The organism is Brevibacillus borstelensis (genome assembly GCF_037834415.1).
Lineage (GTDB): Bacteria > Bacillota > Bacilli > Brevibacillales > Brevibacillaceae > Brevibacillus > Brevibacillus borstelensis_A.
The window spans coordinates 19,521-30,631 of the sequence record NZ_JAUMSJ010000016.1 but is presented as its reverse complement, the minus strand read 5'-3'; the positions used below and the strand labels follow the sequence as shown (position 1 = coordinate 30,631).

12 protein-coding genes are annotated in these 11,111 nt (G+C 52.3%); all 12 read left to right on the top strand.

The features are described from left to right. Window positions 1-141 precede the first annotated feature (141 nt). The 12 genes from rimP (at window position 142) to pnp (ending at window position 11,020) form a co-directional block, all read left to right on the top strand. Window positions 142-600 (top strand): ribosome maturation factor RimP, encoded by a 459-nt coding sequence (gene rimP / locus Q3F21_RS14290; RefSeq protein WP_340253938.1) that lies wholly within the window; start codon window positions 142-144, stop codon window positions 598-600. 39 nt (window positions 601-639) lie between these two features. After that, window positions 640-1,731: a transcription termination factor NusA gene (gene nusA / locus Q3F21_RS14285; protein WP_340253935.1), complete on the top strand. Its 1,092-nt coding sequence runs from the start codon at window positions 640-642 to the stop codon at window positions 1,729-1,731. A gap of 2 nt (window positions 1,732-1,733) precedes the next feature. Beyond that, on the top strand, window positions 1,734-2,024 hold the full coding sequence (gene rnpM, locus Q3F21_RS14280; RefSeq protein ID WP_340254156.1) for an RNase P modulator RnpM: 291 nt from the start codon (window positions 1,734-1,736) through the stop codon (window positions 2,022-2,024). Next, window positions 2,021-2,320: a YlxQ family RNA-binding protein gene (locus tag Q3F21_RS14275; RefSeq protein ID WP_340253932.1), complete on the top strand. Its 300-nt coding sequence runs from the start codon at window positions 2,021-2,023 to the stop codon at window positions 2,318-2,320. The genes rnpM and Q3F21_RS14275 overlap by 4 nt, the downstream gene beginning before the upstream one ends. A gap of 18 nt (window positions 2,321-2,338) precedes the next feature. Next, window positions 2,339-4,795 carry a translation initiation factor IF-2 gene (gene infB, locus Q3F21_RS14270; protein ID WP_340253929.1) on the top strand — a complete coding sequence of 819 codons (2,457 nt, stop codon included), beginning with the start codon at window positions 2,339-2,341 and terminating at the stop codon, window positions 4,793-4,795. Further along, window positions 4,795-5,076 carry a DUF503 domain-containing protein gene (locus Q3F21_RS14265; protein ID WP_340253926.1) on the top strand — a complete coding sequence of 94 codons (282 nt, stop codon included), beginning with the start codon at window positions 4,795-4,797 and terminating at the stop codon, window positions 5,074-5,076. Before infB ends, Q3F21_RS14265 begins: the two co-directional genes overlap by 1 nt. Before the next feature lie 22 nt (window positions 5,077-5,098). Next, on the top strand, window positions 5,099-5,470 hold the full coding sequence (gene rbfA, locus Q3F21_RS14260; RefSeq protein WP_003385841.1) for a 30S ribosome-binding factor RbfA: 372 nt from the start codon (window positions 5,099-5,101) through the stop codon (window positions 5,468-5,470). Continuing rightward, window positions 5,463-6,458, top strand: coding sequence for a DHH family phosphoesterase (locus tag Q3F21_RS14255; protein WP_340253923.1), 996 nt, complete (start codon window positions 5,463-5,465; stop codon window positions 6,456-6,458). Before rbfA ends, Q3F21_RS14255 begins: the two co-directional genes overlap by 8 nt. Continuing rightward, window positions 6,451-7,377: a tRNA pseudouridine(55) synthase TruB gene (gene truB, locus Q3F21_RS14250; protein ID WP_340253920.1), complete on the top strand. Its 927-nt coding sequence runs from the start codon at window positions 6,451-6,453 to the stop codon at window positions 7,375-7,377. The genes Q3F21_RS14255 and truB overlap by 8 nt, the downstream gene beginning before the upstream one ends. A 2-nt stretch (window positions 7,378-7,379) precedes the next feature. Beyond that, complete coding sequence (locus Q3F21_RS14245; protein WP_340253917.1) at window positions 7,380-8,321, top strand: bifunctional riboflavin kinase/FAD synthetase; 942 nt, start codon at window positions 7,380-7,382, stop codon at window positions 8,319-8,321. A gap of 129 nt (window positions 8,322-8,450) precedes the next feature. Next, window positions 8,451-8,720, top strand: a complete 270-nt coding sequence (gene rpsO / locus Q3F21_RS14240; protein WP_340253914.1) for a 30S ribosomal protein S15 — start codon at window positions 8,451-8,453, stop codon at window positions 8,718-8,720. Window positions 8,721-8,881: 161 nt separating this feature from the next. Continuing rightward, the gene (gene pnp, locus Q3F21_RS14235) at window positions 8,882-11,020 is read left to right on the top strand and encodes a polyribonucleotide nucleotidyltransferase (protein ID WP_340253911.1); all 2,139 of its coding nucleotides are present in this window, start codon (window positions 8,882-8,884) and stop codon (window positions 11,018-11,020) included. Window positions 11,021-11,111: the final 91 nt, after the last annotated feature.

The following is an 11,111-nucleotide window of genomic DNA, read 5'->3' as shown; positions in this document are numbered from 1 at the left end:
TCCCCGCGGTTGTCAACAGACGGCTGTTATGCTATAATTTTTTTGGAAATACTGGTTATTACGAACGCAGATCGAGAGTGGGGAAACCCACTCTTTCTTTCTGGTTGAACTTAACGCTTCAATTGACAAGGAGGTACTTGCTTGAGCAAGGTAACAGACATCGTCACCGACCTGGTTACTCCCATTCTCGACGAGCTGGGTCTGGAACTGGTTGAGATTGAGTACAAAAAAGAAGGCAGCAACTGGTTTCTGCGCGTGTTCATCGACAATGAAACAGGAAGCATCGACATCGATGACTGCGGCCTTGTCAGCGAGCGGCTAAGCCAGCGGCTGGACGAAGTGGACCCGATCCCGACCGCATACTTCCTGGAAGTATCTTCACCGGGAGCAGAGCGTCCTCTGCGAAAAGAAAGCGATTTTCGCAAAGCTGTTGGCAGGCACGTACATATCACGACGAAGGAGCCCATCGAAGGCGAAAGCACTTTCGAAGGGGAACTGATTTCCTTTGAAGATGGTAAGCTGACAGTGAAAGAACAGAAGAAAACGCAAGTCATCACACTGGAGCAAATTGACACAGCCCGAATGGCGATTGTCTTTTAATACTGTGGTCTGTGGGTAAAGGAGGAGGCAACGAAAATCATGAACGCCGATTTTATCGAGGCATTGGAAGCCATTGAGAGAGAAAAGGGAATCTCCAAAGATATACTGATCGAGGCGATTGAAGCAGCGCTCATTTCGGGATACAAACGGAATTTTAATTCTGCCCAAAACGTACGTGTCGACGTCAATCGTCACACCGGGCAGGTTCGGGTTTTTGCGCGCAAAACCGTTGTGGAGGAAGTGCTCGACCCGCGCTTGGAGATTTCCCTGGAAGCATCGCAGGAAATCGACCCCAATTTCCGCCTGGATGACATCGTCGAGATCGAGGTAACCCCGCGCGATTTTGGACGCATCGCGGCTCAAACGGCGAAGCAAGTGGTTACCCAGCGCATTCGCGAAGCGGAGCGCGGCTTGATTTACAGCGAGTTTATCGAACGCGAAGACGACATTGTGACTGGCGTTGTGCAGCGCATGGACCAACGCAATTACTACATTGACCTGGGGAAAGCGGAAGCGGTCATGCCGATTACGGAAAAAATGCCGACTGACGATTTTAAGTCCCAGGACCGGGTGAAAGCATACATTATCAAAGTCGAAAAAACGACAAAGGGTCCGCAAATCGTCGTGTCCCGCACGCATCCAGGCTTGCTCAAGCGACTGTTCGAGCTGGAAGTGCCGGAAATCTACGACGGTGTGGTAGAGATCAAGTCTGTTGCCCGTGAGGCGGGAGACCGCTCCAAAATCGCCGTACATTCCATTAATCCCGACGTCGATCCGGTCGGAGCTTGTGTCGGCCCGAAAGGACTGCGCGTTCAGACGATCGTCAACGAATTGAAGGGCGAAAAAATCGATATCGTTCGCTGGTCGGAGGACCCCGCTGAATACGTGGCCAACTCGCTTAGCCCGGCCAAGGTACTCCATGTAGAAGTCAATGCGCCTGAAAAAGTAACGCGGGTAATCGTTCCTGACTACCAGCTTTCACTGGCGATCGGAAAGCGTGGACAGAACGCGCGTCTCGCAGCCAAACTGACCGGCTGGAAAATCGACATCAAGAGCGAATCGCAGGCAGAGCAAGAAGGCATCGTCTATCCGAAATCTGAGGAAGGCGATGAGGGGGCGGATTGGGTATAACCATGAAGCAAAAAAAAATCCCTTTGCGAAAGTGCATCGTTTGTCAGGAAATGTTTCCTAAAAAAGAACTGGTACGTGTCGTACGAACGCCTCAGGAAGAGATCATGGTTGATCTGACTGGCAAGGCGGCCGGACGCGGGGCTTATGTGTGCCGTCAGGAAAGCTGCCTGAAGCCGGATACGTTTGCCGCAGGCAAATGGAAGAAAGTGTTGGAACGAGCCCTCAACATGTCTGTCACCCAGGAACAGTACGATGCGTTTCGTGAAAAATGGCTGGAGATGATGGGACAATGATCCCCAAGGCAGCGCAAATGTTGGGATTGGCAATGCGGGCCCGCAAGGTCATAACCGGTGAAGGACTGGTCGTTGAGGCCGTTCGAAACGGAAAAGCCAAGCTGGTGCTTCTCGCTGCCGATGCCTCTGCCAATACATCAAAAAAAGTGCAGGACAAGTGCGCCTATTATGGTGTGCCGTGTGTTTCCGCAACTGACCGCTATGAGCTTGGCCGAGCCATCGGCAAGGAAGAGCGGGTAACGATTGCCGTAACAGACGGGAAACTGGCGGAAAGCATACAGCGTCTGCTCACCTAATTCAGAAGGGGTGATCTCATGAAGACACGAGTGTATGAGTATGCGAAGCAGCACAACATGAGTAGCAAAGAAATCCTCAATTTGCTAAAGAGATTAAATATAGAAGTTGCAAATCATATGAGTATCATGGACGAACCGATGGTCAAAAAGATCGAGGATCATTTGGCCAAATTGCGTTCGGGAAGCGGAAAACAACAAGAGCAGCAGCGCTCTTCTGAAAAGAAGGGAGCAAAGCCTGTGAAGACGGAAGAGAAAAAACGGGACGATGCAAAGGGACAAAGTTCGCGAACCGGGCAATCCAATCAACAGCAGCATCGTCGCAATGACCGTCCGGGAAATCAGGCTGCCAGCAGACCAGGTGGTCAGCGGCCGGATCAAACACGGCCACAGCACGGAAAAAATCAGGGGAAGAATCAGGAGAGAAAACCAAACGATATGAGAAGTCAACCAGGGAAACCGCTTGATCGCAAACCAGTCAACCAGCAAGAGCCAACGGTGAATGAAAAAGACAATGTACGTACGGGCGAGGATTTCGAAGAAAAGGTAAACATCCCGAACAAGGTAAGCTTGGAAAAGCGGGAAAAAATCAAAAAAGCTCCAGGACCAAAGAAAAGCTTTGAAGAGAACAAGAAAAACCAGCCGTTCAAAGGCGGAAATAAACGTCAGGACAACCGCAGGCACGGCGGCAACCGCGAACAGCAGCAACAGCGCCCCGTACTGGAGCCACCTAGCAAAATTACGTTTACGGAATCTTTGACTGTAGGGGAACTGGCGAAAAAGCTTCGCAAGGAACCGGCGGAAATCATTAAAAAGTTGTTTAATTTGGGCATCATGGCGACGATTAACCAAGATCTCGACAGGGATGCGATCGAACTCATCTGTTCGGAATACAATGTGGAAGTCGAAGAAAAAATCGTCATCGACGAGACCAACTTCGAAACGATCGAAGAAGTGGACAATCCGGCAGATATGGTGGAGCGTCCGCCTGTCGTCACGATCATGGGCCACGTAGACCACGGGAAAACGACACTGCTCGATGCCATCCGCTCGACAAACGTAGTAGCAGGAGAAGCTGGCGGCATCACGCAACACATCGGTGCCTACCAAGTGGAAATCAAAGGGAAGAAGATCACTTTCCTCGATACACCTGGCCACGCGGCCTTTACGACGATGCGTGCGCGCGGAGCTCAAATTACAGACATTACGATTCTGGTGGTTGCCGCGGACGACGGCGTAAAGCCGCAAACCGTCGAAGCGATCAGCCATGCCAAGGCAGCCAAGGTTCCGATTATCGTCGCCGTAAACAAAGTGGATAAACCGGAAGCCAACATCGACCGGATCAAGCAAGAGCTGACAGAGTACGAACTGGTAGCGGAAGAGTGGGGCGGAGATACAATCTTTTCTCCGATTTCCGCAAAGCAGCGCCAAGGTATCGAAGAGCTGCTTGAATACATTCTGCTTGTTTCCGAAGTCCAGGAATTAAAGGCAAATCCAAACAAGCGTGCCCGCGGTACTGTCGTGGAAGCCGAGCTGGATAAAGGACGCGGACCTGTAGCGACTGTTCTCGTGCAGCATGGTACGCTGAAAGTGGGCGACCCGATTGTCGTCGGTTCCGCCTTTGGACGCGTTCGTGCCATGGTGAATGACAAAGGGCGCCGCATGAAGGAAGCCGGACCAAGTACGCCTGTAGAAATTACCGGTCTGAACGATGTGCCGCAAGCCGGCGATCAGTTCATGGTCTTCGAGGATGAGAAAAAAGCGCGTGCCATCGGGGAAGCCCGGGCTTCCAAGCAGCGTGAATCCGAGCGCCGTGCAAACACACGCGTTTCTCTGGATGATCTGTTCCAGCACATTCAAGAGGGTGACATCAAGGAGCTCAACCTGATCGTCAAGGCTGACGTTCAAGGTTCTGTGGAGGCTCTCCGCGGCTCCCTGGAAAAAATCGATGTCAACGGAACGCGTGTAAAAATCATTCACACAGGCGTAGGTGCGATTACGGAATCCGATATTACCCTGGCAAATGCCTCCAATGCGATTGTGATCGGCTTTAACGTACGTCCGGAACCAAACGCGCGGAGCATGGCTGAGCAGGAGAGCATCGATATTCGACTGCATCGGGTTATTTACACCGTGATTGAAGAAATTGAACAAGCACTGAAAGGCATGCTGGACCCTGTCTATAAAGAGGCCATCATCGGCCAGGCAGAAATTCGCGAGGTATTTAAGGTGTCCAAAGTGGGCAACATCGCAGGCTGCTATGTTACAGAGGGCAAACTGACCCGCGATGCCGGTGCTCGTCTGATCCGTGAGGGCGTCGTGATCTACGAAGGAAAGCTGGATACGCTGAAACGCTTCAAGGATGATGCCAAAGAAGTAGCCGCGGGCTACGAGTGCGGTCTTACGCTGGAGCGCTACCATGACATCAAGGTTGGCGACGTGATCGAAGCCTTCGTCATGGAAGAAGTAAAACAATAATGATTGCGGGGGCGCGGATTCAATTGTTTCTGCCTGCCTGCCAAAATCTGAAAGAGAAAAGGGCCATCGTCAAAAGCGTTCTGGGAAAACTGCGGAGTCGGTTCCATGTCTCCGCAGCAGAGCTGGCCTATCAGGAGCAGTGGCAGCGTACCGAGATTGGTATCGCTGCCGTTGCCAATGAAATGTCCTTTTTGGCAAATCAGATGCAAGCAATCGTACGGCTGGTGGAAAACCACCCCGGTGTGGAGTTGATCCACGCCGATACGGAATACTACGAGTAAGAAGCCAGCGGAGGTGATAACTATGAACAAGACACGGATGAGCCGGGTTGGCGAAGAGATTAAAAAAGAGCTGAGCATCGTTTTGCAGCGCGGTTTGAAGGATCCACGCATCGGATTTGTGACGGTTACGGATGTAGAGGTGACAAGCGACCTGCAGCTTGCGAAGGTATACGTCAGTATTTTTGGCAGCGAAGAACAACGGAGAGACTCTCTGGCAGGGCTGCAAAAAGCGAAGGGCTACCTGCGGACAGAGATCGGAAGACGGGTAAAGCTGCGTCATATACCGGATTTTGTCTTTAAATTGGATGAATCGATTGATTACGGTAGTAAAATTGAGACCATCCTGCGTGAAATCTCCACGGATGGAGAAAAAGGGGACAAACAGGATGAGTAATTACAGCCGTTCCTTGGAGGAAGCGGTCAGCTTCATGAAGAAGCATGACCGTTTTCTGGTTCTTTCTCATGTCAATCCGGACGGGGACGCCACCGGATCCGCATTAGCCGTCGCGCAAATTCTACGCGATCTTGGGAAAACCTACGTGGTCATCAATGAAGGTGAAACGCCGTCCAGGTTTTCGTTTTTGCCCGGATTCGAACAGATTCTCAATGTATCGGAATCTCCGCTGGAAGAGACTTTCTCAGCGGTGATTGCTGTCGATTGCGCAGATCGCTCCCGGATGGGCAAGGTAGAGCATTTGTTTGCTCCGGATGCGCTGCTGTTAAATATCGATCATCACCCGACGAACGATGGATTCGGCACCTTCAATGTGATCCGGACAGATGCTGCAGCGACCGCGGAAATCCTATACGACCTGGCTGTTGCCGGGAACTTGCCATTTCAAGCGGATTTGGCCTTGTGCCTGTATACCGGCCTGTTGACCGATACAGGCGGATTCCGCTACTCCAACACCACGCCGCATGTGATGGAGAGCGCTGCCAGTCTGCTTAAGTACGGAGTGAACCCCGGGGACGTCGCTGAGCGTTGCCTCGAAGTGATTACGCTGGGGCATGTCAACATTTTGAGGAGGGCGTTAGCCAGCCTGAAAATGTCGTTCCAGAATCAGGTTGCTTCTGTGTGCGTCAGCAGACAGGATTTGGCCGAGGCCAATGCCGACCGGGAAGACGCAGGCGGTCTGGTTAACTACTGCCGAAACATCGAGGGTGTCGAGGTCGGCCTCTCCTTCGTAGAAGCAGAGCCGAACGTAGTCAAAGTAAGCTTGCGTGCTCGCAGTTACGTTAATGTGGCGGAAGTTGCCAAACAGCTTGGCGGAGGCGGCCATGCCAAAGCAGCGGGATGTACGCTTCACGGATCGCTGGACGAGGTGCGCTCCCGCGTGTTGGCTCTGCTCGGGGAAGTCATGGGAGTGAAGGATCATGAGTAAGGTTCACGGTGTCGTCGTCCTTGATAAACCTGCCGGACTTACTTCCCATGATTGCGTGGCTCGCATACGCCGGATGTTTGGCACCAAGAAGGTGGGGCATACGGGTACTCTCGATCCGGATGTTACGGGCGTGTTGCCGATTTGTATCGGCAATGCGACGCGGCTGGTCGAGTATTTGCAAGATCTTCCGAAAAAGTATGACGTCGTCATGCGGCTCGGCTCCTCGACGACGACCGAGGATGCATCCGGGGAGGTTGTCGAGCAGAAGCATGTCGCCTCCGGTGAAATGACGCAGGAGAAAATCAAGGAAGCCTTCAGCCGGTTTTTGGGCGAAATCGAGCAGACTCCGCCCATGTACTCGGCTGTCAAAGTAAACGGGAAGCGTCTATACGACCTTGCACGCGAAGGAATCGTCATCGAACGGGATGCAAGGAAGGTTACGATTTACGAATTGGACTTTCATCACGTGAAAACGGACGGCGAGTTTGTCGACATTGCCTTTTCCTGCACATGCTCCAAAGGAACGTACGTCCGCACTTTATGTGTTGACCTTGGACGAACTCTGGGGTATCCTGCCCATATGAAGCAGTTGCGGCGAGTCAAAAGCGGTCCGTTTTTGGAAAAGGAAGCGATCCCGTTGGAGCGGCTGGAAGCATCAGCCCAGGCCGGTGAGGATGTAACGAAGCACGTGATTCCGATTGCGCAGGCGCTGTCGTTTCTACCGCGTTACCAGATCGCTCCTGAACGAAAAAAAGCGGTTTTGAACGGACTTGCGACCGCTCTCCCGGGTTTTGCGGCGGAAGAAGGTACACTGATCTGTCTATTTTCGGGAGAACAGCTTCTGGGCATCCATCGAGTCTGCCTTGGACCCAAAGGCCTTTTTGCAAAGGCTGAAAAAGTCTTTCCTCCTGAGGTGTAACCGTGAAAACGATATCCTTGACGTATCCTTTGCCAAAAGATTTGCCGCCTGTCCCCTGCGCAGTCGCATTGGGTTATTTTGACGGTGTACATATAGGCCACAGGCGCGTGATCCAGAAAGCGATTGACACAGCCAAGGCGAATGGCTGGAAAAGCGCCGTGATGACTTTTGATCCACACCCGAGAGAAGTGCTTGGGCAAACCGGGTATAGTCAGTATCTTACCCCTCTTCCGGAAAAGCTGGAACAGTTGGAGAGAATGGGGGTCGACCTCGTTTACGTCGTTCGCTTTGACATTTCCTTTGCGGCCGTCTATCCCGAGGACTTCATCGAAGAGTGTCTGCTGCCCCTGGGTTGTCGTCATGTCGTGGTCGGGTTCGACTACACATTCGGATACAGGGGGATGGGAACGGCCCAGACGTTGCAGGAGCTTGCCCGGGGCAGATACGGCGTAGATATTGTCGGCCCGGTCAATCGCCTCGGTGAAAAAGTGAGCAGCACGGTCATCCGCGAGTACCTGCACCACGGAGATGTGGAGCAGACCCGGCACCTGCTGGGGCGCCCGTATAAAATCAGAGGAGAAGTGGTGCATGGGGACAAGCGTGGCCGCACCATCGGTTTTCCGACGGCAAACGTTCGCGTCTCAAGTCCTTATCTCATCGGAAAAAACGGAGTGTACGGCGTCCGGTTTACCGTTGGCGAAAAGGTATACCAAGGTGTGATGAATGTCGGGATCAAGCCGACATTTGAGCTGGAGAAGAAAGAAAAGTCGTTGGAAGTCCACATTTTTGACTTTGAGCGCGAAATTTACGGGGAAGAAGTGGAAGTCGAATTCATGTTCTTTATTCGGGATGAACAAAAATTCTCTGGAGTTGAAGCCCTCATTGCCCAAATCCAACAGGATGTACGGGTCGCGAAACAAAAATTCGCCGAGGGAAATGCATGATTCTTCTTTGCTTTTACCCAGTCTGTATGCTATAATTCATAACGTTGCAGAGAAACCGCAGCTTGGTTGTCCGATTCTCACCGACGGCAAACTCGGCTGACGGGGATACATTATAGGAGGTGAGTCAAGATGGCATTGTCTCAAGAACGTAAAGCACAGCTGATCCAAGAGTTCCGCACTCATGAAAATGACACCGGTTCTCCGGAAGTTCAGATCGCTATCCTGACAGAAAACATTAACAATCTGAACGAGCATTTGCGTACGCACAAGAAAGATCACCACAGCCGTCGTGGTCTTTTGAAAATGGTAGGTCAACGCCGCAACCTGTTGGGCTACCTGCGCGAGCTGGATGTTCCACGTTATCGCGAACTGATCAATCGTCTTGGTCTGCGTCGCTAGTTCGTATCAGGAGAAAAAAGCGGGTTCATCCCGCTTTTTCTATTATCCAAAACTCCTGCCAATGCTGCCCATTTAATTTTGATGGCGGCAGGAAATAATACATACAGGTAGAAAATGATTGTGTATCGTGCACAATGAAGTAAAGGAGGACTGCTAGCAACATGGAGCAACAATTCCGTACATACGAGTTTGAACTGGCAGGCCGCAAACTGACGCTGGAATTTGGCAAAATGGCTAAGCAGGCGCAAGGTTCGGTCTTGGTTCGATACGGCGATACGGCTATTCTTTCTGCCGTTACGGTTTCCAAAGAGCCGAAGCCAATTGACTTCTTTCCATTGACGGTCAACTATGAAGAGCGTCTCTACGCTGTCGGGAAGATTCCGGGAGGATTTATCAAACGAGAAGGACGTCCGAGCGAAAAGGCCATTTTGGCCAGCCGTTTGATTGACCGTCCGATCCGTCCGCTGTTCCCCGAAGGGTTTCGCAACGATGTCCAAGTGGTAAACACGGTGCTGTCGGTCGATCAGGATTGCTCTCCCGAGATCGCTGCCATGATTGGAACCTCGGCTGCTCTCTGCGTTTCCGAGATTCCCTTTGACGGACCGATTGCCGGCGTAATTGTTGGACGTGTAGACGGAAAGCTCGTCGTCAATCCGACGGTTGAGCAGATGGAGAAAAGTGACATCCACCTGGTGGTTGCAGGAACGCACGACGCGATCAACATGGTGGAAGCGGGGGCAAACCAGGTTCCTGAATCAGTCATGCTGGAAGCGATCATGACCGGTCACGATATGATCCGGCAGCTGGTAGAGTTCCAGAACAAGATCGTAGCCGAAATCGGCAAGGAAAAAATGGCCGTCGTGCTTCATGAAGTGGATACCCAGGTCAACCAGGCTGTTCGGGAATACGCCGAAGCGCGCCTGAAAGAAGCGATTCGCATTGAAGAGAAACAGGCCCGGTACGACGCCATCGATGCGATCAAAGCGGAGACCAGGCAGCATTTCGCTGAAGCCGATCCAGAGACCTATGCAGAGCAAGAGCGGGCCATTGACGAGGTGCTCTACAACATCGTCAAAGAAGAAGTACGCCGCTTGATCACGGATGAAAAAATTCGCCCGGATGGACGAGCTCTTAACGAAATCCGTCCGCTGTCCAGCGAGACGAACATCTTGCCGCGTACCCACGGTTCCGGACTGTTTACGCGCGGTCAAACCCAGGCTCTCAGCGTGTGCACCCTCGGTGCGTTGGGCGATGTGCAAATTTTGGACGGTCTTGGACTGGAAGAGTCCAAACGCTTTATGCACCACTACAATTTCCCGCCGTACAGCGTAGGGGAAGCAAGGCCGCTTCGTCCTCCGGGTCGTCGCGAGATCGGTCACGGTGCGTTGGGTGAACGCGCAATCGAACCGATCATCCCGTCCGAAAGCGAATTTCCTTATACCATTCGCCTGGTCTCCGAAGTAATCGAATCGAACGGTTCGACTTCGCAAGCCTCAATCTGCGCCAGTGTACTGGCTCTGATGGACGCCGGCGTGCCGATCAAGGCTCCTGTGGCAGGGATCGCCATGGGTCTGATCATGGGTGATGATGGCAAGACCTTCTCCATTCTGACTGATATCCAAGGGATGGAAGACCACCTGGGCGATATGGACTTCAAGGTAGCGGGTACCGAAACAGGCGTTACGGCGATCCAGATGGACATCAAAATTGCAGGGATCAACCGCGAAATTTTGGAGCAGGCGCTCGAGCAGGCGAGAGAAGGCCGTTTGACGATCCTGAGGCATATGCTCGGTACGATCTCCGAGCCGCGCAAGAGCTTGTCTCCATACGCGCCGAAAATCCTTACGATGCAAATCAATCCGGACAAGATCCGTGATGTTATCGGTCCTCAAGGCCGCATCATCAACAAGATCATCGATGAGACCGGTGTCAAAATCGATATCGAACAGGATGGCCGAATCTTTATTGCATCGGTGGACCACGAGGCAAACCTGCGGGCGAAACAGATCATCGAAGATCTGGTGCGCGAGGTAGCGCTTGGCCAAACGTATCTGGGAACTGTAAAACGCGTGGAAAAATACGGGGCATTCATCGAGCTGTTCGCTGGAAAAGAAGGGCTTTGCCATATTTCCCAGCTGGCTGAAGAACGTGTTGCGAAGACGGAGGATGTCGTGTCTGTCGGCGATAAGGTCATGGTAAAGGTTACCGAAATCGACGACCAAGGACGGATCAACCTGTCCCGCAAAGCTGTTCTGAAGGAACAGGCAGACCAACAAAACGCACCCGTGCAGGCAGAATAACGGCTGTACCCGGAAAAACAACCAGATGTTTTTCAACAGACAAAGGCTTCGTCACTCGAAGGACTCTTCGCGTACGGAAGCTTTTTCTTTT